This is a genomic window from Paraburkholderia ginsengisoli NBRC 100965, from assembly GCF_000739735.1.
Classification (GTDB): Bacteria; Pseudomonadota; Gammaproteobacteria; order Burkholderiales; family Burkholderiaceae; genus Paraburkholderia; species Paraburkholderia ginsengisoli.
This window is the reverse complement of record NZ_BBJF01000013.1, coordinates 1-22,946: the sequence shown is the minus strand read 5'-3', so window position 1 is coordinate 22,946 and position 22,946 is coordinate 1. Positions and strand designations below refer to the sequence as shown.

Below are 22,946 nucleotides of genomic sequence, written 5' to 3'. Positions count from 1 at the left end.
ATTGACGGGGCGCGGCTAGCCGACGACGCCGTCCAGGGGGTTAGATGAAGGTTCAGCGAGACAGGCGGTCGAGTCGGATCGTGATCCTCATTGTGGGCTGCGCGGCATTGGCGCTGGCGCTCGCGGGCTCAATGGCCTTTCGGGCCTTTGCCATGCCGGTGGAGCCGGTGGTGGTACTGAGCGGAGTGGCCACGACGGACGAAAGGCCGTACGTCGAGCTGCCGTCGTTCGCGGCGGCGCGGGCCGATACCGGTGTGGCGATCCACGAGGTCAACGATACGCGCTTGCTGGATGCTGTAAAGGATGTGGGCTTCTCTTTTGTTCGTACGGATCTCTTCTGGGAAGACGTGCAGGCGCCCGACGGCTGGCATTTCGACGCGTACGACAAGTTGGTATCGGATGGCGCGGCAAGAGGTCTGGGTGTGCTGTTTATTCTCGGCTACAAGCACTATCAGTTCAGCCCGGATCAGCCGCCGACCACAACGAGTCAGCTTGCAGCGTTCTACAGGTATGTTTATCAGTCGGCGCAACGCTATCGCAGTGCCAAAGTAAGGTTTGAGGTCTGGAACGAAGAGGATCACAAAATGTACTGGCTGGCTGAGCCGTCTCCCCCGGGCTACCGGAACCTGCTGACGACCGCCGTGAAGGCAGCCCGTGCAGCCAATCCAAACGTGAAGATCGCGTCGGGTGGCGTGCAGCAGGTCAATCGCGTATTCATTCGGGCCGTCGGCGACATTTCCAGTCCGACGCTGCGTGGTGCTGATGCGATCAGTGTGCATCCCTACCGGCAGGAGTATCCGGAGTCGGTATTCGCCGATTACCGCGCATTGCGCGAGGACCTGGCGAAATACAGGAATGCGCCGGCCATCTGGGCAACGGAATGGTCATACCCGAGCTACGGCTACGAGTATGTCGCCGGGATCGACAACGGGCATTCGCCGGAAGCGCGTGCACGCCAGGCGAAATATGCGGTGCGGCGATTTCTGGTCGACTGGATAGCTGGAGTGGGACTCACCGCTTATTACGACATGCGTAACGACGGTACGAGTACGACGAATCAGGAGCACAACTTTGGTCTGCTGGATGAGAACAACAACCGGCTGCCAGCCTATAACGCATCGAAGTATCTGTTCTCGTTTACGGCGAACGCAACCAGTGCGAAGTACTTCATCGACGAAGACGAAAAGTATGTCGTCCTCAAACTGGGGACTGGAACGGGCGCGGTCAAATATGTGCTGTGGTCCTATGGCGACGGAGATGCACTGAAGCTGGACGCGTCGCACTTGCCGCCTCGTGCAGTTGTGACTGACATGTATGGCAAGGTTTTGACGACGACGAACGTGCTTGCGGTTCCTGAGGCGCGTGGTCCGGTTTTCGTCAGCGTTCCGTCGTAGCGCTACGCATATGGCGTGAGTGGAAGTTCCCGGGCAGTTCCACTTGAACAGTCTGGAAAGTGGAAGCTTGTGTGTTCTAACGAGGTCTCCCTCGTCTTTTATCGCGGAAAATAAAATGAATTCATTCATGGGGCAAGCGCCGATGGGCATTATTCCCGCCAAGAACGACGGGCTGGCCGGACTATGGCGGAGCATCGCTCGACACAAGTTGCTGTTTTCGACGATTGTCGGCATTTGCTGTCTGGTGGGCGGCGTGTACATTCTGCTCGCGACGCCGCAATACCGGGCTGACGCGCTGCTGCGTGTACAGATCAAGCCAGGCGCATCGATCAGCGCGCTATCCGACGTGTCGGGAACGATGTCGGCGGACCAGTCCGCGGACGATGAAACCGATGTGCTGAGTTCGCGCACGATTGTCGGCGAAGCGATTGCTGCAACGGGAGGCGCTACGGTGGTGCAAACGGAAAGTTACTTTCCGTTGATCGGCCGCTACTTCGCATCCCGCCATGCCGCGAGCAACCGGTTGCGGCGGCCGTTTCTGGGCCTGACCGGATACGCCTGGGGCGGTGAGCAACTGAAGCCCGGGCTCTTTCAGGTGCCTGATGCCGCGTTGGGCGAGAAGTTTCGCGTGGTGGCAGGAGAAGACGGCGCCTGGACCTTATATGACAAAGACGGGCATCAACTGGTCCAGGGCCGTGTCGGAGAGACCGCGACATTCCAGGTCACCACCGATGATGAAGCCGCGTCCGGGCAACTGCGGATCGACGTGCTGCGCGCGCGGCCGGGTATCGAGTTCTCGCTGTCCAAGCTGTCGCAGCAAGCGGCTTATGAAGATGTCAGCTCCCGGTTGAAAACGTCCGTGACCGCCCAGAATTCGTCGTTGCGGGACTCGTCAATGATGCGGTTGAGCTACCAGGCTACGTCAGCGCTGGCCGCGGAACGGATGGTCAACGCGATTGTGAATGCTTTCGTGAAGCGCAACGTCGACGATCGCGCCGCACAGGCACACATGAAGCTCCAGACCCTGAGCGAAAGGCTGCCGAAGCTGAAGGGCGAGTTGCAGAGCGCGGAAGATCGCCTGAATGATTTCCGGACGCAGAATCAGGCGATCGACATGGATCAACAGGGCATCTCGCTCATTTCGCGTATGAATTCGCTGGTTGAAAGGCAGGCGCAGTTGCGACTCGAGTTCGAAGAGAAGCGCCAGCTCTTCGGTCCGGATAGCCCGACATACAAAGGATTGGTTCAGCAATTGGATCAGGTGGGCCGCGAGATTTCGCGTACCGGCGATCTCACGAAGAATCTGCCGGCTACCCAGCGCGAATTCGTCAGACTGTCCAGCGATGTCTCCATCAACAAGCAGATTTACACCGGCGTGCTGGCCAACATTCAGCAGCTCGAAGTCGCGGCAGCGAGCACCGCCTCGGGTGTCAACGTGATGGACTGGGCCATTGCGCCGGAAAAGCCGTCGTGGCCGCGCAAGGCGATCATCCTGCTCGGTTCGCTCCTCGGCGGATTGTTTGCCGCGACGGTCACGGTTCACTTCGTGTCGATGCAGCGCAGGGAATTCCGTACGCCGCAAGAGATCGACTACGTTTCCGACCTGCCGCGTCTCGCCGTGGTGGCACGATCCAAAGCGCAGTTGCGCGGCGTGGCCGACTCGCGCAACCATCAGGACGAACCGATGAAACTGCTGGCCGTGAGCAGTCCGCGGGATCCGAGCATCGAAGCGTTGCGCGCATTGCCGAGTAGCGTGAGAGCGATGCTTGCGAGGGTCAGCAACGACCGCAACAACAAGGTGATTCTGTTCACCGGCCCGACACAAGGCGTGGGGAAAAGCTTTGTTTCGTCAAACTTCGCTTATCTATTGTCGCAAACCGAAGCATCGGTTCTGCTGATCGACGGCGACATGCGGCAGGGGAAACTGGGCCGGCTGCAGCAGGACCCCGCGGGGCCAGGGCTTGCGGAAGTGCTCAAGAAAACGGCGACGCTCGACGAGGCGATCGTGAGGCAGGACGGGACGAATCTGTCGGTGCTGGGAGCGGGCGACGCTTATCCGTCGAATCCTGCCGAGCTTCTCAGCAGTCCCGCCTTCCGGGAAATGCTCGGCACGCTTCGCGATATCTACGATTTCGTGGTGATCGACTCGCCACCGGTGCTTCCGGTGAGCGATGCCGTGACGATCGCGGCGCAAGGTTGCGATCTGGTTCTGCTCGTGTCGCGCGCCGACCATACCGGTTCCCGCCAGTTGGAAGAAACGCTTCAGCGTCTGGCGAACGTCGGTGCAAAAGTCGGCGGACATATTTTCAACGGGTTCCTCCCGTCGCGATATGGCGAGAATGACGAGTACGGCCTGAACGCCGCCCGGCGCTATTGAACGCGGCCCGGTATCTGATCTGGTGGACCGCCAGTCAGGCCCGGGCACAAATCCATGCATCCCGCTAATTCAAAGAGCTATTTTTTTCGAATACGCGTGCGTCGGCGCTGCCCTGTGTAGTTTTAGACGATAGGAAAGTGATGTCACTACGAGAAAAAGCGATTTCCGGGGCGAAGTGGTCGGCGACGTCGATGATCTTGACGGTCAGCGTGCAGTTCGTGCAGGTGGCCATATTGGCCCGCTTGCTGAGGCCGGCCGAGCTGGGCCTGGTGAGTATGGTTTCGCTGTTCACGACGCTAGCCGACATGTTTCTCGACATGGGATTGAGCACGGCGATCGTGCAGCGTAAAAACGTGACCACGCAGGAGTTGTCATCGCTGTACTGGCTCAATGTCATGTTCGGTGCGGTTCTTGGCGGGGTTCTGCTCGCCGGAAGCGGTCTCGCGGCGTGGTTTTTTTCGGAGCCGGAGCTCAAGTCGCTCGTGGGCCTGGCTGCACTGCTGTTCTTCATCTCGCCGCATGGTTTGCAGTACCGCTCGCTGATGGAGCGCGAGCTGATGTTCAACATGCTGTCGAAGATCGAGGTCGCGTCCACGCTGATGTTATTCGTCACGACGCTTGTCTTCGCGATGCGTGGCTATGGCGCATATGCGCCGATTATCGGCGCGCTGACCGGAACGCTGTGTCGCACGGTGATGCTCAATGTAAGCGGGCGCAAGCTGCACAAGCCTGCATGGCGATTCCGACTCTCAGACACGAGGTCGTATCTCGGATTTGGCGTCTTCCAGGCAATGGACGCAATGGTGTTCTACCTGAACTTCAATTTCGGGGGCATCGTGGCGGGCCGCGCGTTAGGAGCGGCAACGCTTGGCGGCTTTAACCTCGCGCACAATTGCGCCGTCGGCTTTCCGGCGCGGCTCAACCCGTTCTTCACGCGCGTACTCTTTCCCGTCTTTTCGATCATCCAGGATGACACGGCGAAGCTTCGCACGAACTATTTCAAGCTGACGGGTTTCATGGCGATGTTCAATTTTCCACTCGTATTTGGACTGCTGATCGCGGGCCCCGATTTTGTCGCGAGCATGTTCGGTGCGAAATGGCTCTGGATCACGCCTATCATGCAAGTGCTTTGTCTGGTTGGGGCATTCCGCTCCATAGGCCATCCGGCCACCTCATTGATGATGGCGACGGGCAAGATCAGGCTGAGTTTTTGGTTCAATCTGGCGAAAACCGCGGCGATGGTGCCGGCCATTATCATCGGCGCATATCTGGGGGGCGCACTGGGCGTTGCATTCGGGTTACTCGCTGTCGAAGTGATTGCGTTCCTGCCGATGTATCAGCTCATGATCAAGCGCGTGCTGGGCCCGAGTCTCGGCGAGTATCTCAATGCCTGTTTCATTCCGCTGCGAATGACGGTGCCGATGGTGGCGAGCGTCTGGATCGCGTCCAGTTTGCTGCAAGGGTCCGTGCACCATGGCGTGAAGCTGGTCGTGGAGATTGCTCTTGGCGCCGCGGTTTTCGGTGCGACATTCCTGCTGGACCGATCGCTGCTTTGTGCCGAGATCCGCGGTATTGTGCTCAAGATGGTCCGCAACATGGCGTTGCGGCAGGGGCTCCAGTAATACCTTCTGCAACTGAGCGTCGAACGCTTCTCGAGAGAATCGCACGGGAGAGAATCCGCCAGTTCAGCGAATGGATTGGCGGGTGCGGAAAAGATCTTTTCGACGAACGCATCCTGATCGTGAAAAGGAAAATGGCAATCCGGCCGGCGGGAACGAGCCCGGCGCCGGCGCTTGAGATGCCATGATGGGACGACGCCCAGCCCGAACGGCCTCGATCATCACGAATCCATGTCGTGATGATCGAGGCCGTAGAGATTGCTCGTCGTGCCGTGGTTGTCGGTGGAATATTCCCGCTGGGCCGATTGCTACTTTGTACCGAGATCCGCGGTGTTGTGCTCAAGATTGTCTGCGGCGCGGCGTTGCGGCACCGGGCGCAGTAATACTTCCTGCGCCTGAGCATCGAACGCTTCACGAGAGAATCGCACCCGGAAAGAATCTGTCAGCCCGGAGAGCGGATAGGCCGGTGCGGAGAAGATCTTCTCGACGAACGCGTCCTGATCGTCAACGGGAAACAGCAATTCGGCCGGCAGGTACGAGCCGAGTGCGGAGACCTGCGATGCCACGATGGGACGTCCGGCCAGAACGGCCTCGATCATCACGAGCGGCACGCCCTCATAGGCCGAGGGTAGCACCACAACATCGCTCGCCAGGATGTACGGCAGCACGTCGGACTGCGGGCCGATGATTCTGACGCAACGCGACAGAACTTCGCTCCCTTCCACCGCCTGCCGTAATTTATCCGCGTCCGGGCCGTCACCCACGATGAGCACAATGCTATTCGCAAAGGCATCGGGGTGTTTCTCGATAGCGGCGAGCAGGAAGCTTTGCCGTTTATGCTGAAAGTGAATCCGGCCAATGTGAGTGCAAATGAACTTGCCGCTTTGGGGCAAGCCGAGCGAGCTACGCGCCGTTTCACGGGTGAGCGTGGAACTGCTGAATCGATTGTCGACATAGTTCTCGAGAATCGCGGCAGGCGTGTCCGGCGCCTGCTTCAGCAGTTTTTCGCGCAGATGGTCGTTGAGCGTAATGTACTGATGCGGCAGTTGGTACAACGCGCGTTTAACCCGCGCTTTGACGCGCTCCGCAATCGGCGCGCCCGCTTGCGCGGCATCATCCACCAGCGGAATGTAGCTAACGGCAGTCGTGCGGGCCAGGCGCGCAGCGATTAAACCAGCGATCGCCGACACGATCGTGCCCTGAGCGATCACGAGTTTCGTCAGATTCAGCGCGCGCAATCTTGCCGCGGTGCTCCATGATGTCGCCAGTAGCGCCAGCGGATTACCGTGAATCGACTCGGTAGTGAAGGGCAGCGACGTGACGACGACCTGGCGATGCCGTGCCGCAATGTCCCTGGCAAAATCGGACATTGGCTTGTTCTGGTTCGGGACCAGAATATGAAAGCTGACAATTCCCGGGCACTTCACAAGCGCGAGAACAAGTCGCTTGAGCATTTCTTCGTGACCGCCGTTGACACCCGAATCGCAATAAATGCCCAACCTCACTGACGTTCTCCTTAAGCTCGAATATGCCCCGCGGGCACGCCGACCGGCCCGAAACTGAAGGCCGATCGGAAGACTGCTAAGCGACGTTAGGTGTTGCGCCAGGATCGATTGATGACTTGCCGAAGCATCTCGGCGCTGGTGTCCCAGCGGAACCTGGCGGCGTGCGAATAGCCACGCTCGATCATGGTCGCTCTGACGTCGGGCATCCGTAATAGCATGCGCAACTTGTCCGCAATATCTTCTGACGAGAACGGGTCGCAATAGAGCGCCGCGTCTCCACACGTCTCCGGTAATGCCGATGAGCGGCCCACGACGACCGGGCAGCCGCAGCGCATTGCCTCAAGCGGTGGAATGCCAAATCCCTCATAGATAGACGGATAAACGAAGCAGTTCGCATGCTGGTACAGGGCTTTCAGCTTCTGGTCGTTGAGATACCCGACGGCTTTAATGTTAGGCGCGATGGCCGCCATGTCCTGAACGTCTCCAAACACACTCGCGTTCTTCATGCCGACGATCACGAGGTCGATCGAAGGATCGTTGAGCTGGCGGAACGATTCGAGAATGCGGCCGAAATTCTTGGTGGGATTCATGTTACTGACCGCAAGTACGAAACGCTTCGACACCAGGCCGTATTCTTGCAGAACACTGGCGTCGGGCGTGATCGCATCCAGATGATCCGCGCCCAGTGGAACGACACTGATTCGTTCAGCCGGCACATCGCAATGGTGCGCGAGACGCTGCCGCGAAAAATCCGAATTGGTCACGACGCAACTGGACGTTCGCGCCAGAATCCAGAACATGAACCTGTACCATGCGCGGAAACGCCGCGAAAAATGGGCGGGCACATCGAATACCGCCGCATCGTGCATGTAGATGACCTGATTCAGGCGGAAGATCGACGCCGAGTTGCTGAGATTGACAATACGATGCCGGCCCGCAAATACGGGAAGAACGAGTTGCTCCCAGAACACGCCTTTTCCAAAGCCGATTTTGACTAGATGGGTGCCCTCCACGGACTGCAGTTCTGGCTGCGGCGGAACGACGACGGTAACGCCACCGTTGCCCGGCAGATGTCCAAGCGCAGCGATCAGTTCACGCGCCACGCGCTGTACCCCGGTCGTCTTCTGGGTCGCGAATCGACCGTTGTAGATGAACGAGGGGGCGGCAGGATGCATGTTTTTCAACCGTAATCTCCGGTTAGCTATTGACGTCATAAGGATGGGCGATGTCGACGATCAAAGGCTCGTTGCGGACATGGCGCTCGTCGGCCAGGCCGTAAAGCAGTCGCCATTCGCGAAAGATCAGGTCCATTGAAAAGCGCTCTATAGCCCGCTTTCTCGCCGCCGCGCCCATTTGCTGACGAAGCGTCGGGTTGTCACGCAGAAGGGCGAGATATTTCGCCAACTCTTCGTCGTTGGACGCCACAAAACCGGTAACGCAATGAATGACAATGTCCCGATTGCCTACAACGTTGGTGACGACCGCAGGAATGCCCGCGACTTGCGCTTCGATTAGCGCCATCGGCATTCCCTCCCAGCGTGACGTCTGAACATAGACATCAAGCTGTGACATCAGCTCCAATGCGCGCGCGCGGGTGACCCAGCCGCTGCATGTGACCGCGTCGCCGCGGTAAATTTCCGGCACTTCTTCTTCGGTCCCACCGATCCACACGAAGCGCACTGAAGGATCGCGGAATTCGTTCGCCAGCTTGAGGAACACCTCATGGTTCTTCTGGAAGGAAGCGCGGCCCGTCATGCCGATCACTACGTTGTCGTCGTTTCGTTTGCAACGCTGGGGGATTTCATTGGTATCGACGCCGTTCTCGATCAGGACTGACGAACGTGCGTGAACCCGGCCTTTGATTTCATGAAGTTCACTGCGTGAACATGCGACGATCGTTCCGCCAATGAAGTTGGCGAGACGTTCAAAGCTCAAATAGGTGTACTGTTTCGCGGCCGATACATCACGCCGAAGAAAGGCGGGGCCGTGCGGGGAATAAAATACTTTGGCGTGAGGGGACGCTATTTTGGCTGCGGCTCGTCCGAGAACACCTGCTTTCGACGAGTGAAGGTGAATGACTTCGGGATTGCGATCACGTAAATTGTGAACGAGCGCGAGCAGGCTCGACCAGTCTTTCTTGAAACTGATCTCTCTGCACATCGATACGTGAGTCATCTTCACTTTGGGATGAAACAGGCTTTCAAAGTTTGGAGGTGTTTCTCGCCGCAACGAATAAATCACGGATACATTTGCCCCCGCTTCTGCGGCGCGGTTGGAAAGCTCGGTCAGCATCGACAGAACCCCCCCTCCGAAGGCTTCCGTGATATGCACGATGTCTTTCATATGTCTGATCCCGTTATCGAGATTGTGGTAGGCGAGTTGGAACTGTCCAACTGACTGCGTGTTCACACGGCCCGTATTCAATCGATTCTTCGGCGATGAAAATCATCGAAGCCGGCTGTCATCAGATACGGGACTTTTGCAGACCTTCCTTAGATGGAAGCACTGGCGCAGGGTGATCTTCTGCTCATGGCAGTCATAGCTCTGTCTGATAGCGCACGCTGAAACCCGGATAGAGGTGGGTTCGCGAATTCGGACATCGAGTGAATGGAGTTGCCGGTCTCCAACGCGGGCATAGTTCCGGCAAAGGAAATCAGAATCCGGCGGACGCGCTCAGCGGTGTTCAAGGCGAAGGTGGCCTTGGCGGCAGTTTGTGGGGAACTCACGCTTGCCGAGTTGGCGTAGCAATTGGATGTTCACCTGGACCCGATCGCGGAATAGAAGCGGCAATTGCAGGGTCGCGGCACGACCGCGTAGCGGAGCGCTCGACAAGGAGGTCTGCTGAGCGGAAAGCGATGATTGATTGTGATGACGCACTTGCGATGGGTCGGCAAGCGAACCTCGTGGGAATCAGCGGCTCGCGCACCTACTACGTGCCGCGTGTTATTGGCCAAGCCGATCTAGCGTTGATACGTCGCATTTCTCAACTGCACCGGAGCAGCCATGTGCCGGTGTCCGTATGCTCAGACGTGAGGGGTCCATCGTCGGACGCAACACGCGGGCACGCTGAAGAGGCTCATGGGCATTGAGGCGCTGTATCGCAAACCGAATACAAATCGCCGGCATGCAGCGTGCAAGATCCGGCCATGCCTGCTACGTAATCGAAAGGTCGATCGCAGCAATTACGTCTGGTGGTCGACACGACGTATATCCGATGCCACGCGGCTTCGTATATCTGACTGCCGTGGTCGATTGGGGGCAACGCGCCGCGCGCTGACGCGTCGGGCAGCGATTACTCGCGAAGCCGACTATCCAGTCAGCGCGCTGGACAAGGGTATCCAGCTCTCAATGGATAGCAGGGCAAGCTGGCGCGGCAAGCTCACTGTATCCAGCACGCCGCTCAAGCCGTTGACTGTGGTCGTTCGGAGGGCCTGTTGCAGGAGACGATCAGGGGAAAGGATTGCTTCGATATTAGCGCTCGTACCAAGCTCGATCTGGATTGTTTGCGCCGCGGGCGCCTGTTGACCCTCTAAGCCCGAACTAGCGGGCCGAGTCATGTTCTGCGCGAGCCGGTTGGGTGATGGTTCCAGGGACTTCCCTGGTACGGACAAAAAATACCCGCCGGTCTTGAACAGCGCCGAAACGGCAACCTCGCTCCCTCCGGGATATGACCGATTGGACTCGACATTTCGACGCAAGTCGTTGTTTCTACGGGAAAGTTGCTTTTGTGCCGATGGGGTCAAGCCGCCCCGAGCGTTCAAATTTGAACGAACAAAGTTCAAAGCCAGGCAAATCTAGACATGATCTTCCGACGTTACGAGCCATCCCCCTTCTTGAATTTGTCACCACCCGTCCATATAATTAGCACTCGCTGCACGAGAGTGCTAACAACATCGCCGGTTGGCTCAGCCAGCCGGGTTTTCTCAGCGTTCTTCAGTCTCAATCAAGAGAGGAGTATGTATGAACCTTCGTCCTTTGCATGATCGCGTGATCGTCAAACGTCTGGATCAAGAAACCAAGACCGCGTCGGGCATCGTGATCCCCGAAGCCGCAGCGGAAAAGCCGGATCAAGGCGAAATCCTCGCAGTCGGCCCGGGCAAGCGCGACGACAAGGGCGCACAAATCGCGCTCGACGTGAAGGTTGGTGACCGCGTCCTGTTCGGCAAGTACGCAGGCCAGACCGTCAAGGTCGACGGCAACGAACTGCTCGTGATGCGCGAAGAAGACATCATGGCCGTGGTGCAGAAGTAAGCGCAAAGCGCTGCTTCCCCGGTTATATCCCAAGAATTCAAGGAGTTAGAAGATGGCAGCTAAAGACGTCGTATTCGGTGATTCCGCCCGTGCCAAGATGGTTGAAGGCGTGAACATTCTCGCGAACGCTGTGAAGGTCACGCTGGGTCCGAAGGGCCGCAACGTTGTCCTGGAACGCAGCTTCGGCGGCCCGACGGTCACCAAGGACGGTGTGTCGGTCGCGAAAGAGATCGAACTGAAAGACAAGCTCCAGAACATGGGCGCGCAAATGGTCAAGGAAGTTGCTTCCAAGACCAGCGACAACGCAGGCGATGGCACCACGACCGCAACGGTCCTGGCTCAATCGATCGTCCGCGAAGGCATGAAGTACGTTGCATCGGGCATGAACCCGATGGACCTGAAGCGCGGTATCGACAAGGCTGTGGCAGCTGCGATCGAAGAACTGCGCAAGATCAGCAAGCCGTGCACGACCAACAAGGAAATCGCTCAAGTCGGCGCGATCTCGGCGAACAGCGATTCGTCGATCGGCGACCGTATCGCTGAAGCGATGGACAAAGTCGGCAAGGAAGGCGTCATCACCGTCGAAGACGGCAAGTCGCTGCAAGACGAGCTGGACGTTGTCGAAGGTATGCAATTCGATCGCGGCTACCTGTCGCCGTACTTCATCAACAACCCGGACAAGCAAGTTGCTGTGCTCGAAAACCCGTTCGTGCTGCTGCACGACAAGAAGGTGTCGAACATTCGTGACCTCCTCCCGGTCCTGGAACAAGTCGCGAAGGCTGGCCGTCCGCTGCTGATCATCGCAGAAGACGTCGAAGGCGAAGCGCTGGCTACGCTGGTTGTGAACAACATCCGCGGCATCCTGAAGACTGTTGCTGTGAAGGCTCCGGGCTTCGGCGATCGTCGTAAGGCCATGCTGGAAGACATCGCGATCCTGACCGGTGGTCAAGTCATCGCTGAAGAAACCGGCCTGACGCTCGAAAAGGCAACGCTGGCTGAACTGGGCCAAGCGAAGCGCATCGAAGTGGGCAAGGAAAACACGACGATCATCGACGGCGCAGGCGAAGCTGCAAACATCGAAGCACGTGTGAAGCAAGTTCGCACGCAAATCGAAGAAGCGACGTCGGACTACGACCGTGAAAAGCTGCAAGAACGCGTTGCCAAGCTGGCAGGCGGCGTTGCAGTGATCAAGGTCGGTGCTGCGACCGAAGTCGAAATGAAGGAAAAGAAGGCACGTGTCGAAGACGCACTGCACGCAACGCGCGCAGCTGTGGAAGAAGGCATCGTGGCTGGCGGCGGCGTCGCGCTGATCCGTGCACGTACGGCAATCGCCGGCCTGAAGGGCGCTAACGCCGATCAGGACGCAGGTATCAAGATCGTGCTGCGCGCGATGGAAGAGCCGCTGCGCCAGATCGTCACGAACGGTGGCGAAGAAGCCAGCGTCGTGGTGGCAGCTGTTGCTGCTGGCCAAGGCAACTACGGCTACAACGCAGCCACCGGCGAGTACGTCGACCTGGTTGACGCTGGTGTCGTAGACCCGACGAAGGTGACGCGCACGGCGCTGCAAAACGCAGCATCGGTTGCTGGTCTCCTGCTGACGACCGACGCAGCTGTTTGCGAACTGCCGAAGGAAGATGCACCGATGGGCGGCGGCATGCCCGGCGGTATGGGCGGCATGGGCATGGACATGTAATTCCGCCTGGGCCTCGTCGTTACGAGGTCCGACCGGAAGCACATGGGGAGGTACGCCGCGAGGCGTGCTTCCCAAAAGAAAAAAACCCGCAGAAATGCGGGTTTTTTCTTTTGGGGCGGAGTAGAACGGGCGCGGGACGACGCGCTTACGCTCCGGCCTCCTGACGCGCAGTGGTCAGCGAGTTCTTGCGCAAGTGGGCGAATATCTGCGCGACGCTTTCGCGCGACGTCAGTGTGGCCGTGTCGATGTGAAGCTCGGGATCCACCGGCGCTTCATACGGCGCGGACACGCCGGTAAACGAACTGATCTCGCCGTTCCGGGCTTTCGCATAGAGGCCCTTCGGATCACGCCGCGCGCAGATGTCGAGCGGGGCGGACAGGTACGTCTCGACAAATTTGTCTCGCCCGATGATGTCGCGCGCCATTGTCCGGTCTTCGCTCATCGGCGAGATGAGCGCGGTGATGACGATCAGGCCCGCGTCGTTCATCAGTTGGGCGACGTGCGCGACGCGGCGTATATTTTCGCGCCGGTCTTTCCTGTCGAAGCCGAGATCGCAAGCGAGGCCGTGGCGGACGTTGTCCCCGTCGAGCACATAGCACGCATGGCCCAAGCCGACGAGTTGCGCTTCCAGCTCGAATGCGATGGTCGACTTGCCCGCGCCGGAAAGACCCGTCAACCAGATCGTGACCGGCCGCTGGCGAAATATTCGCACCCTGTCCTGAGTGTTGACTGCGCCGTTGCTGCGTTGCAGGAAAGTGGGGGGCTGTTCCATGGTGAGTTCCCTCGGTGCTCAGGCGCAGTGCCAGCCTTGCCGCCAGATTCCCGCGTTGTGCAGGCTCTCGGGCGAATTCGCGATTGCGATGTGAAAGCCGTCCCGAACATGGGGTGGCAGCGGAATCGAAAATCCTGCGTGAGCGCTCGGGTATCCAGCGCCGGCCACGTCGGGGCGCGGCTCACCGCTCCAACCGGAAGCGATGACCTCGTTACCCACGCGAACTTCGAGCGGTACTTGTTCTTCGGGCCTGCTGAAATTGACGGCCCAACCACTCACCACGCCGTCCTGAACGCGGTCGACAAAGCCTTCGAACATGTCCGCCAAAACTGGTTGCCTGCTTCGCGCAAACTCCAGGTACGCATCGATGGGCGCGAGGTCGAAACGGCGGATGACGCCCTCGACTTTTGCGAGAAACGCCGGATCGAAACCGAAAACGGTGGAACTGTAAATATGCGGATTTTCAAGCTGATTTATTTCCTTTTGAATGACCTTCACCAGTTCCAGCGCATTCGAAAAGACGGCGCCAGCGTCATTCACCTCGATTTCAATCAGCCCTTTAGCATCGTGAAAGAGCTCGTAATCGAGCCGATTGTCTTCCAGAAACTTTCGACGAGCAGCATCGCTTAAGGGGCTTTCGCCTTTCGGTGTGCCGATCGTCCTGTTGGCTTCGAAATAAAACGGCAATTTCAACCCGCTCATTGCAGCGAGTCGGAGTAGAAATTCGCTCATGTTCTCGCAGAGGCCGGTCGTGCCGATGTGCTGGCGAAGATGGCTTTGCGCGACTGCAAGACTGTTTTCGTTGAGCACGGACTGACCGCTTAGCATGTGGACAAACAGATTTTTGCCGGCTAGCGACTCCGCGACCCATTCGTCGAGCGAGATGACGCCTTGCTGAACGAGAGCTTCGGCCGTCGACACACTCACACCGCGCTTCACTTCCCCGTTCTTGCCGCTCGCGGCGTACCAGTAATGCGATATCTGGCGCGCGAGCGGATCGCGCAAAATGGTGCAATAGCGCAGCGGATGCTTGATCGTCCGGTGCATGCCGTACGGATGATGTCCGCCGCCGACCCTCGTTTCCAGCAGCTTGGCGCGGCAGCTTCCCCAACCTTCCCGATCCCACACGAAATTCGCGAACCGGTCCTTACCCAAATTCAAATCAAAAAACGTAATGACGGTGGACCCACCGCTTTTCGGAGGATGAATGAAGAATATAAGAAAGGGCATAAGGGGACATATGGCAAGCTTATGACCTGTCAAGTCTAGCGTGGTGCCGGTACTCACGTTGTAACGTTTAATTACGCGATACAGCGCCGTGTAATGAACAGCAAGCAGAATTTATGCTAGAAAAATAAGAATTCGGAATGGCCAATAAAAAACCCGCATCAATGCGGGTTTTTTATATGCGTGATAGGTAGGCTCAGGCGGCAGTCAGTGCCGCGCTTCACCTGGCGCGGCGTCCTTGCCGGTGGTCGGCGGCGTTTCGTCGTCGCTGCTGCGCGCCCAGAAGAACCGGTCCGGCATATACGCGCCCATACCCGGCCGGAACGCGTTGCGCACCGCCTGGTACAGATACTCCTGCGCCTCGCGCACCGCCTCCGCGGGTTCCTGGCCATTAGCCAGCAACGCGGCGATTGCCGACCCCAGCGTATCCGTCAGGCCCATGATCCGATGGCTACCACGGTCCCACATGTCCTGGCGCAACTGGCCGTCCTCGCTGAACAGCGTATTGACGTGCCGGTGCGTGCCGGTTTCGGTCGACAGAATGTATTCGCAGCCCTGCGACAGCAAATGCGAGATCGCGGCGTCGAGGCTTGGCGCGTCGGCGTCGCCGTCCGGCTGGGCGAGCGCGAGCAGGGTGGCCGAGTCGGCGACCAACAGCGTGGTTTGCGGCGCGAGCAGATCGGCGATCGCTTCGCGTAGTTCGTCGGCGGCGAGCACGTGCTCGTCGTCGAGCGTGAAGTCGGGGGCGAGAATCAGCGGAATATCGTCGTAATCGGCGACCACCTCGGCGATCGCGCTCACCACTTCCGCGCGCGTGCAGGCGCCGACCTTGAACGCGGCGATCGGCATGTCTTCGAGCAGCATCCGCGCCTGGGTCGCGACGACTTCGGGGTCGAGCCCGTTGACTTCGTCGCAGCTGGCTGAATCGCGCACGGTATAGCCGGTGAGAACGGAAACGCCGTGGCAGCCCATGCTGGCAAGGGTCAACAGGTCGGCTTGCAGGCCGGAGCCGCCAGTGGGATCGGAAAGGCCGAAGGTGAGGACGATCGGAGGCGTGTCGCTGGGCATGAAGATTGACAAAAAGGTGCTGGATTTTGGCGCAGGAGGTGCGCAATCGGCTCAATTATGCGGCCTAAACCGTTGCGGGGGCGTTTTTTTGCACACTTTTGGCCGGTGGTCGCGAGCGGGCGGCGGCTCGCGCGGCATCGCGCCGCAAGCGTCGCTCCAACCGACGGAAAGCGCCGCTCGGCCGGGCCGCCGTGCGATACGGCCGCGCGTTTCGGATTGCTAGGCATTGGGGCGGCAACACGGTACCATCATGGCTCCCGTTTCCACGGACTCTACGACGCGACACAAGAATGGAATATCAAAGCTGGATGTGCCTGATTTGCGGCTGGATTTACGACGAAGAAGCCGGTTTGCCGGACGAAGGCATTGCGCCGGGCACGCGCTGGGAGGACGTTCCCATTAACTGGACCTGCCCAGAATGCGGTGCGCGCAAGGAAGACTTCGAGATGGTCCAGATCTGAAGCGAGTCGGGCAGCCGGTTTCGACCGGCTGGACCCCCCAACCTCGGGGCGCGTAGCGCACCCAGGCGGGCACGCAGGCGGGGCAGGCGTCCGTCCCGTTGCGCCGCCGTTGCCCGCAAGCCTGCTCCACCGCGTCGGCGCGGAACATCGTCGACTGTGCCGTGTCGCAACGGTAGTCTGTCATTGTCCTGTCGCCGGTTCGCGCGTTAGCCGATCAGTCTGCGTGCGGCGTGAAGCGACGGCCCGTCAGCTTCCTGTCGCCTGCCCATGACTCTTCGATCCGCTGCACCCGTATCCTTCGACGCCTTGCCCAATCCGCGCGGCGGCGCCGTCCGTCCCGCGGAGCTGGCGCTGGCCGAGGCGTCGTTGGCATTCGAACAGAATCAGGAGAGCGCGTCGGCGCTGCTGCGTGCGTCGCATGCGTTGCGCGGGGCCGGCTGGCTCAGCGCACAGCGTTTCGCGGACGCGCTGGTGCGGCTCTCGCCGCTCGCGGTCGCCGATCCGTCCGAGGCCGACAACGTTCGACCTGTGTTCGGCGCGGCGTTGCGCGACTTGCGCGCCGCGCTGGAGCGCCACAATCTGCGCGAGCTGTCCTGCTCGCCGACGCTGTTCAATCACTATCGGATGCTCTGCGAGCATCTGTCCGAGCACACGCCGGGTTCCGGCGTCGCTTTCGAAGATCTCGCGCTGACCGCGCGGCCGGTGCCGCCGGCATCGCTACACGGACATTCCGCCGATCAGCTGGCTCATCTGCGCGCGCGCTACGAACGCGCGCTGCTGCCGGTGCTGCGCTCGCAAGCCGATACGGGCAGCGTGGCCGCGCTGGCCGTCACCCATGGCGCGCTCGACGAACTCGACGCCGTCTTCACCGAGCTCGCCGGCCCGGACCCCTACGACTTCTGGCGTCTCGCCAAAGCCTGCGCGAAGGCCTTGCGGGTCGGCGGCCGTGCCGCCGGTGATACGCAGGCGCGCCGCTTTTACGCCCGGTGCAATCTGGCCTTGGCCGACCACGCGCGCGGCGGCGAGCGCGCGCCGCATTCTCTGGTACGCGCGACCCTGGCGCTGCTGTGGCGCGACTACGCGTTGTTCGGCGCGTCGGCGGAAGATGCGGACCAGGTCGAGGTGCTGCACGATTACGGGCTGACCGTCGACTGGCACGTGGCGGGCACGCAGTCATCCGAGATGCTGTGGGAAGCGGGTGCGATCGAGGCGCAGACGATCAGCGCGACGCGCCATTCGCTGACCCGCGATCTGGGCGTGCTGACTGTCAACGCGAACGCCTATGAAGATTTTCTGCAGACGGCGGACGCGTCGATCTCCGCGTTGACCGAGCACGCTCGCGCGGCGGATCAGCCCGAGAAGGCCGACCCCAGCGAAGCGCTGCAAGCGGGCGACGCGGCTTACCGGCTCGGCTCCGCCGCCTGCGCGCTGGGGCTCGGTCACGTGGCGCTGCTGGCCGACGCGCTAGGGTTGGCGTGGCGCCGTCGGGCGCACGCGGGGGTGTCGACGCCGGCGGTCCGCGCGCATGTGATCGTCGGCGCGCCGGCGGCGAGCACGCTCGAACAGGCCGCCGAATCGTTGCGCGCGACGCTGCACAAGGTTGCCGCAGGCGTTGCGCCCTCCGGCGGCGGGCTCACGCAGACGACGCTCGCCACGCTGACGCGCGCGATCGAGCAGGGCGGCGGATAAGCGGATATCGGCCTGACCGGGCACTGCCGGCGGGCGCGCGAAGGGCAGGCGACGCCCGCGCCAGTTTGCGCGCGCGGCCGCCACCGCGCGCCGCGCCGCCAAGACCGTGGCTCAAGCCCGCGTGCGTGATAGAGTGCAACTTGATTCGTCGTCGATGGCTCGCGGCATGTTTATGACACGTATCGCGGTTCCACGCTCAAAGCCCGCCATCCTGCATCGTCTTTGCTAAAATCCGAACTATGTCCAAGAGTACCGATCGCATCAATCTGACCAACCAGTTCCTGATCGCCATGCCGAACATGGCCGATCCGACGTTTTCAGGAACGGTGGTCTACCTTTGCGATCACAGTGAGCGCGGCGCGCTCGGCCTCGTGATCAACCGGCCGACCGACATCGACCTGGAAGCGCTCTTCAGTCGCATCGACCTCAAGCTGGAAATCGAACCCCTTCTCCATGTGCCCGTGTATTTCGGCGGCCCGGTGCAAACCGAGCGCGGCTTCGTGCTGCACGATCCGAAAGACGGCAACGCGTACACGTCGTCCATGTCGGTGCCGGGCGGGCTGGAAATGACTACCTCGAAAGACGTGCTCGAAGCCGTCGCGAGCGGCACCGGTCCGGAGCGCTTTTTGCTCACGCTCGGCCACGCCGGCTGGGGCGCGGGGCAGCTCGAGGAAGAGATTTCGAAGAACGGCTGGCTAACGGTCGAAGCCGACCCGAAGATCGTCTTCGACGTGCCTGCCGAAGAGCGTCTCGAAGCCGCGCTCGCGCTGCTCGGCATTTCGCTGTCGATGCTCTCGGGCGAGGCGGGTCACGCATGAGCCTGGCGGCCGGACGTGAGGCGACGCTGCTTGCGTTCGACTACGGTGAAAAACGCATCGGCGTGGCGGTCGGCAATTCGCTGACGCGCAGCGCGCGGCCGCTCGTGATCGTGCAAAACCGCAGCCGTGAATACCGCTTCGAAGAAGTCGGCAAGCTGATCGCCGAATGGAAGCCGGACGCGCTGGTGGTCGGCCTGCCGATGCACCCGGACGGCACGCCGCACGAAATGACCCAACTCGCGAAGCGCTTCGGCAATCAGCTGAACGGCCGCTTCAATCTGCCGGTGACATGGATCGACGAGCGCTACTCGTCGGTCGAGGCGAAAGCGGAAATTCGCGCGGGCAAAGGCCGCGCCGACATGCTCGACGCCGAAGCCGCCAGCATCATCCTCCAGCAATATCTAGACGGACTTTCCGACGATCATGAGTTTCATTGACGCCGAAGCGCTTTATCGCGCGTTGCTCGACCAGATTCGCGCGGTGTATGGCGAGCGGCCCGGCTTCGCGCTGGCCGGCATTCACAGCGGCGGCGCGTGGCTCGCCGAGCGGCTCGCGCGCGACCTGAACCTGCCGAGCTTCGGCGTGGTGAACGTCGCGTTGCATCGCGACGACTACGCGAAAAAAGGTTTGCATTCGCAGGCGAGCCCGACCTCGCTGCCGTTTTCGGTCGACGGCGCGCGCATCGTGCTGGTCGACGACGTGCTGTACACCGGCCGCACGATTCGCGCGGCGCTCAACGAGTTGTACGACTATGGCCGACCGGCGTCGGTCGAACTGGCGGTGCTCGCCGATCGCGGCGGGCGCGAATTGCCGGTGGCGGCGCGTTTTGTCGGCGGCGTGGTGAACGTGCCGGCTGACGCCACGCTGGTGCTGGCCCGCGAAGAGAGCGGCGCGGCGGCCGACGCCGCCGCCAAAGGTGAGCCGCGTTTCACTTTTCACACCGAAGCACGCGTCGATTGAACCCGGCGCGAAGTCGTGCGCGGGACCGCGTGGGCAGCTTGCCTGCGATCCCCGCGCCGCAACGGCCGCGCAGGCGGCCAACCACGCAAGAAGAAACTGAAGCCGGTCGCCGCCGCAGCGCGCGGAGGCCGGCCCGGAATCGTCACACGCAGTCAGCATCGACATCGATCACGTTGAAGCCCGTATTTGAAGCAGGTACACCATGAACACCGCCACCCAGGCTCCCCAGGATTCCGCGGACAGCGCCAGCGAGCGCTTCCGTTATGGCTTCCTGAAGGGCAACCCGCAGCTCACGAAAAACGGCGAGCTCAAACATCTGTTGTCGATCGAAGGTCTGCCGAAGGCGATCGTCAATCAGATTCTCGACACCGCCGACCAGTTCGTCAGCGTCACCGATCGTGAAGTGAAGAAGGTGCCGCTGTTGCGCGGCAAGTCGGTGTTCAACCTGTTCTTCGAGAACTCGACGCGCACCCGCACGACCTTCGAAATCGCCGCGACGCGTCTGTCGGCGGACGTGCTGAATCTGAACATCAACGCGTCGTCCACCAGCAAGGGCGAGTCGTTGCTCGACACGATCAACAACCTGTCGGCGATGCATGCCGACATGTTCGTCGTGCGTCACGCGTCGAGCGGCGCGCCCTACCTGATCGCCCAGCATTGCGCGCCGCACGTGCACGTGATCAATGCGGGCGACGGCCGTCATGCACACCCGACCCAGGGTCTGCTCGACATGTACACGATCCGCCACTACAAGAAGGACTTCACGAAGCTGCGCGTGGCGATCGTCGGCGACATTCTGCATTCGCGGGTCGCGCGCTCGGACATCCACGCGCTGACCACGCTCGGCGTGCCGGAAGTGCGCGCGATCGGTCCGCGCACGCTGCTGCCGGGCGGCCTTGAACAGATGGGCGTGCGCGTATTCCACAATCTCGACGAAGGCCTGAAGGACGTCGACGTGATCATCATGCTGCGCTTGCAGAACGAGCGGATGAGCGGCGCGTTGCTGCCGTCGGCGCAGGAGTACTTCAAGAGCTGGGGGCTGACGCCGGAGCGTCTCGCGCTCGCCGCGCCCGACGCAATCGTGATGCACCCCGGCCCGATGAATCGCGGCGTCGAAATCGATTCGCAGGTGGCTGACGGTCCGCAATCGGTGATCCTGAATCAGGTGACGTTCGGTATCGCGGTGCGCATGGCGGTGATGGGCATCGTCGCCGGCAATCACGGCTGATTCCGAAGCTTCGAGCGCCGCGCCGTCATGCAATGCGCGGGCGGACTCGAACCAAAGCGTGATACCCACACCAGACACAGCACGATCCACGCGGTCAGTCACGCGTGACCGAGCTGAACCATCAAGCTGAACCAAGCTGAACATAAGGCAGCGCATGAAGATTCATATTCAAGGCGGCACGCTGATCGACCCGGCAGCGGGCACCGAACAGCAGCAGGACATTTATATCGCGGCGGGCAAGATCGTCGCCATCGGCAACGCGCCGGCCGACTTCCAGGCGGCAAAGACGATCGACGCTAAAGGGCTGCATATCGCGCCGGGTCTCGTCGACCTGTCCGCGCGTTTGCGCGAGCCGGGCTACGAACACAAGGCGACGCTCGAATCCGAAATGGCCGCGGCGCTCGCGGGCGGCGTGACGAGCCTCGTGTGTCCGCCGGACACCGACCCGACGCTCGACGAGCCGGGCCTCGTCGAGATGCTCAAGTTCCGCGCGCGCAATCTGAACCAGGCGCACGTGTATCCGCTCGGCGCGTTGACGGTCGGCCTCAAGGGGCAGGTGATCACCGAGATGGTCGAGCTGACCGAGGCCGGTTGCATCGGCTTCTCGCAGGCCGACGTGCCGGTGGTCGATACCCAGGTGCTGATGCGCGCGCTGCAATACGCGAAGACCTACGGCTACACGGTGTGGCTGCGTCCGGTCGACGCCTACCTCGGCAAGGGCGGCGTGGCCGCGAGCGGCGCGCTGGCATCGCGGCTCGGGTTGTCGGGCGTGCCGGTGTCGGCTGAAACGATCGCGCTGCACACCATCTTCGAACTGGTCCGCGTGACTGGCGCGCGCGTACACCTGTCGCATGTGTCGTCGGCGGCGGGCATCGCGTTGATGCGCGCGGCCAAGGCCGAAGGCTTGCCGGTCTCGTGCGACGTCACCGTTAATCACGTGCATCTGATCGATCTCGACATCGGCTACTTCGACGCGCAGTTCCGCCTCGATCCGCCGCTGCGTCAGCAGCGCGATCGCGAAGCGATCCGCACGGGTCTCGTCGACGGCACGATCGACGCGATCTGCTCGGACCACACGCCTGTCGACGACGACGAAAAGCTGCTGCCGTTCGCCGAGGCGACGCCGGGCGCAACGGGTCTGGAGCTGTTCCTGTCGCTGACGGTGAAGTGGGCCGACGAAGCCGGCGTGCCGCTCGCCAAGGCGTTGAACCGCATCACGACGGCGCCAGCCGACGTGCTCGATCTGAGCGCGGCCGGCCGCATCGCGGTGGGCGCGGTGGCCGACCTCTGCGTGTTCGACCGTCACGCGCACTGGCGCGTCGAGCCGCGCGGGTTGAAGAGCCAGGGGCACAACACGCCGTTCCTCGGCTACGAACTGCCGGCGCGCGTGCGGACGACCATCGTGTCCGGTCACGTCGCGTTCGAGCAGCGTTAAGCACGGCGCGTCGCTGCGTTCATAGCCCAGCTCATTGTCCAGTCACGGAAAGCTCCGACCATGAAGCTCGCGTTACGCAAGGCCCGTCTGATCGCGCATCTGCTGCACGGCATGTGGATCGTGGCGACGCGCTTTCCCGGCGCCGGCGCGCAACGGCGACACGCGCTCAACCGCGCGTGGTCGCTGAAAATGCTGCGCCTGTGCGGCATGCGGCTCGTCGTGCATAACGACAGCGCGCGGCTCGACGGCGGCGCGCTGGTGGTCGCCAATCACATCTCGTGGATCGATATCTACGTGATCAATGCGTGGCGGCCTACGCCGTTCGTGTCGAAGGCGGAGATCCGCCAATGGCCGGTGGTCGGCTGGCTCGCGCAGCAACTGGACACGGTGTTCATCCAGCGCGAGAAGCGCAGCGACGCGAAGCGGATCATGCACGAGCTGTCCGATCG

19 protein-coding genes are annotated in these 22,946 nt (G+C 61.1%); 13 read left to right on the top strand and 6 right to left on the bottom strand.

What is annotated here, in order from left to right:
- Positions 1 to 131 precede the first annotated feature (131 nt).
- The 3 genes from BGI01S_RS20600 (at position 132) to BGI01S_RS20590 (ending at position 5,393) form a co-directional block, all read left to right on the top strand.
- Positions 132 to 1,394 carry a cellulase family glycosylhydrolase gene (locus BGI01S_RS20600; protein ID WP_042327904.1) on the top strand — a complete coding sequence of 421 codons (1,263 nt, stop codon included), beginning with the start codon at positions 132 to 134 and terminating at the stop codon, positions 1,392 to 1,394.
- A 127-nt stretch (positions 1,395 to 1,521) separates the two neighbouring features.
- On the top strand, positions 1,522 to 3,771 hold the full coding sequence (locus tag BGI01S_RS20595; protein WP_052400502.1) for a polysaccharide biosynthesis tyrosine autokinase: 2,250 nt from the start codon (positions 1,522 to 1,524) through the stop codon (positions 3,769 to 3,771).
- Positions 3,772 to 3,911: 140 nt separating this feature from the next.
- Positions 3,912 to 5,393 (top strand): MOP flippase family protein, encoded by a 1,482-nt coding sequence (locus tag BGI01S_RS20590; protein WP_042327859.1) that lies wholly within the window; start codon positions 3,912 to 3,914, stop codon positions 5,391 to 5,393.
- A gap of 305 nt (positions 5,394 to 5,698) precedes the next feature.
- Here BGI01S_RS20590 and BGI01S_RS20585 read toward each other — a convergent pair whose 3' ends face one another.
- From BGI01S_RS20585 to BGI01S_RS20575, 3 genes are all read right to left on the bottom strand, one after another.
- Positions 5,699 to 6,895 (bottom strand): glycosyltransferase, encoded by a 1,197-nt coding sequence (locus BGI01S_RS20585; protein WP_084585438.1) that lies wholly within the window; start codon positions 6,893 to 6,895, stop codon positions 5,699 to 5,701.
- 86 nt (positions 6,896 to 6,981) lie between these two features.
- A complete protein-coding gene (locus BGI01S_RS20580) occupies positions 6,982 to 8,070 on the bottom strand; it encodes a glycosyltransferase family 4 protein (RefSeq protein WP_042327901.1) in 1,089 nt (362 codons plus the stop codon).
- A 22-nt stretch (positions 8,071 to 8,092) separates the two neighbouring features.
- Positions 8,093 to 9,238 (bottom strand): glycosyltransferase, encoded by a 1,146-nt coding sequence (locus BGI01S_RS20575; protein WP_042327900.1) that lies wholly within the window; start codon positions 9,236 to 9,238, stop codon positions 8,093 to 8,095.
- Positions 9,239 to 10,855: 1,617 nt separating this feature from the next.
- Between BGI01S_RS20575 and groES the strand changes: the two genes are divergently transcribed.
- Positions 10,856 to 11,146, top strand: a complete 291-nt coding sequence (gene groES, locus BGI01S_RS20565) for a co-chaperone GroES (RefSeq protein ID WP_007178996.1) — start codon at positions 10,856 to 10,858, stop codon at positions 11,144 to 11,146.
- A gap of 52 nt (positions 11,147 to 11,198) precedes the next feature.
- Complete coding sequence (groL, locus tag BGI01S_RS20560; RefSeq protein ID WP_042327857.1) at positions 11,199 to 12,839, top strand: chaperonin GroEL; 1,641 nt, start codon at positions 11,199 to 11,201, stop codon at positions 12,837 to 12,839.
- A gap of 145 nt (positions 12,840 to 12,984) precedes the next feature.
- Here groL and cysC read toward each other — a convergent pair whose 3' ends face one another.
- From cysC to BGI01S_RS20545, 3 genes are all read right to left on the bottom strand, one after another.
- Positions 12,985 to 13,611, bottom strand: a complete 627-nt coding sequence (gene cysC, locus BGI01S_RS20555) for an adenylyl-sulfate kinase (protein ID WP_042327856.1) — start codon at positions 13,609 to 13,611, stop codon at positions 12,985 to 12,987.
- 18 nt (positions 13,612 to 13,629) lie between these two features.
- Positions 13,630 to 14,898: a chondroitin 4-O-sulfotransferase gene (locus tag BGI01S_RS20550; RefSeq protein WP_322786972.1), complete on the bottom strand. Its 1,269-nt coding sequence runs from the start codon at positions 14,896 to 14,898 to the stop codon at positions 13,630 to 13,632.
- A 147-nt stretch (positions 14,899 to 15,045) separates the two neighbouring features.
- The gene (locus BGI01S_RS20545; protein ID WP_042327854.1) at positions 15,046 to 15,906 is read right to left on the bottom strand and encodes a hydroxymethylpyrimidine/phosphomethylpyrimidine kinase; all 861 of its coding nucleotides are present in this window, start codon (positions 15,904 to 15,906) and stop codon (positions 15,046 to 15,048) included.
- Positions 15,907 to 16,196: 290 nt separating this feature from the next.
- Between BGI01S_RS20545 and BGI01S_RS20540 the strand changes: the two genes are divergently transcribed.
- The 8 genes from BGI01S_RS20540 to BGI01S_RS20505 form a co-directional block, all read left to right on the top strand.
- A complete protein-coding gene (locus BGI01S_RS20540; RefSeq protein ID WP_006047743.1) occupies positions 16,197 to 16,367 on the top strand; it encodes a rubredoxin in 171 nt (56 codons plus the stop codon).
- Between the two features lie 267 nt (positions 16,368 to 16,634).
- On the top strand, positions 16,635 to 18,056 hold the full coding sequence (locus BGI01S_RS20535; RefSeq protein WP_042327853.1) for a hypothetical protein: 1,422 nt from the start codon (positions 16,635 to 16,637) through the stop codon (positions 18,054 to 18,056).
- 239 nt (positions 18,057 to 18,295) lie between these two features.
- Positions 18,296 to 18,874, top strand: coding sequence for a YqgE/AlgH family protein (locus BGI01S_RS20530; protein WP_042327851.1), 579 nt, complete (start codon positions 18,296 to 18,298; stop codon positions 18,872 to 18,874).
- Positions 18,871 to 19,311 carry a Holliday junction resolvase RuvX gene (gene ruvX, locus BGI01S_RS20525; RefSeq protein ID WP_042327850.1) on the top strand — a complete coding sequence of 147 codons (441 nt, stop codon included), beginning with the start codon at positions 18,871 to 18,873 and terminating at the stop codon, positions 19,309 to 19,311. The genes BGI01S_RS20530 and ruvX overlap by 4 nt, the downstream gene beginning before the upstream one ends.
- Positions 19,298 to 19,834 (top strand): bifunctional pyr operon transcriptional regulator/uracil phosphoribosyltransferase PyrR, encoded by a 537-nt coding sequence (gene pyrR, locus BGI01S_RS20520; protein ID WP_042327849.1) that lies wholly within the window; start codon positions 19,298 to 19,300, stop codon positions 19,832 to 19,834. Before ruvX ends, pyrR begins: the two co-directional genes overlap by 14 nt.
- A 202-nt stretch (positions 19,835 to 20,036) precedes the next feature.
- Positions 20,037 to 21,062, top strand: coding sequence for an aspartate carbamoyltransferase catalytic subunit (locus BGI01S_RS20515; protein WP_042327848.1), 1,026 nt, complete (start codon positions 20,037 to 20,039; stop codon positions 21,060 to 21,062).
- Positions 21,063 to 21,216: 154 nt separating this feature from the next.
- Positions 21,217 to 22,497 (top strand): dihydroorotase, encoded by a 1,281-nt coding sequence (locus BGI01S_RS20510; protein WP_042327847.1) that lies wholly within the window; start codon positions 21,217 to 21,219, stop codon positions 22,495 to 22,497.
- A 60-nt stretch (positions 22,498 to 22,557) separates the two neighbouring features.
- The coding region (locus BGI01S_RS20505) for a lysophospholipid acyltransferase family protein (RefSeq protein WP_042327899.1) at positions 22,558 to 22,946 on the top strand (389 nt) is incomplete at its 3' end.

What these genes read in the sequence shown, in the direction of transcription:
- pyrR (WP_042327849.1), top strand. Translation starts at nt 19,298, where the DNA reads ATGAGTTTCATTGACGCCGAAGCGCTTTATCGCGCGTTGCTCGACCAG.
- groL (WP_042327857.1), top strand. Translation starts at nt 11,199, where the DNA reads ATGGCAGCTAAAGACGTCGTATTCGGTGATTCCGCCCGTGCCAAGATG.
- BGI01S_RS20510 (WP_042327847.1), top strand. Translation starts at nt 21,217, where the DNA reads ATGAAGATTCATATTCAAGGCGGCACGCTGATCGACCCGGCAGCGGGC.
- ruvX (WP_042327850.1), top strand. Translation starts at nt 18,871, where the DNA reads ATGAGCCTGGCGGCCGGACGTGAGGCGACGCTGCTTGCGTTCGACTAC.
- cysC (WP_042327856.1), bottom strand. Translation starts at nt 13,611, where the DNA reads ATGGAACAGCCCCCCACTTTCCTGCAACGCAGCAACGGCGCAGTCAAC.
- BGI01S_RS20530 (WP_042327851.1), top strand. Translation starts at nt 18,296, where the DNA reads ATGTCCAAGAGTACCGATCGCATCAATCTGACCAACCAGTTCCTGATC.
- BGI01S_RS20535 (WP_042327853.1), top strand. Translation starts at nt 16,635, where the DNA reads ATGACTCTTCGATCCGCTGCACCCGTATCCTTCGACGCCTTGCCCAAT.
- BGI01S_RS20590 (WP_042327859.1), top strand. Translation starts at nt 3,912, where the DNA reads ATGTCACTACGAGAAAAAGCGATTTCCGGGGCGAAGTGGTCGGCGACG.
- groES (WP_007178996.1), top strand. Translation starts at nt 10,856, where the DNA reads ATGAACCTTCGTCCTTTGCATGATCGCGTGATCGTCAAACGTCTGGAT.
- BGI01S_RS20515 (WP_042327848.1), top strand. Translation starts at nt 20,037, where the DNA reads ATGAACACCGCCACCCAGGCTCCCCAGGATTCCGCGGACAGCGCCAGC.
- BGI01S_RS20540 (WP_006047743.1), top strand. Translation starts at nt 16,197, where the DNA reads ATGGAATATCAAAGCTGGATGTGCCTGATTTGCGGCTGGATTTACGAC.
- BGI01S_RS20595 (WP_052400502.1), top strand. Translation starts at nt 1,522, where the DNA reads ATGGGGCAAGCGCCGATGGGCATTATTCCCGCCAAGAACGACGGGCTG.
- BGI01S_RS20600 (WP_042327904.1), top strand. Translation starts at nt 132, where the DNA reads ATGGCCTTTCGGGCCTTTGCCATGCCGGTGGAGCCGGTGGTGGTACTG.
- BGI01S_RS20580 (WP_042327901.1), bottom strand. Translation starts at nt 8,070, where the DNA reads ATGCATCCTGCCGCCCCCTCGTTCATCTACAACGGTCGATTCGCGACC.
- BGI01S_RS20545 (WP_042327854.1), bottom strand. Translation starts at nt 15,906, where the DNA reads ATGCCCAGCGACACGCCTCCGATCGTCCTCACCTTCGGCCTTTCCGAT.
- BGI01S_RS20575 (WP_042327900.1), bottom strand. Translation starts at nt 9,238, where the DNA reads ATGAAAGACATCGTGCATATCACGGAAGCCTTCGGAGGGGGGGTTCTG.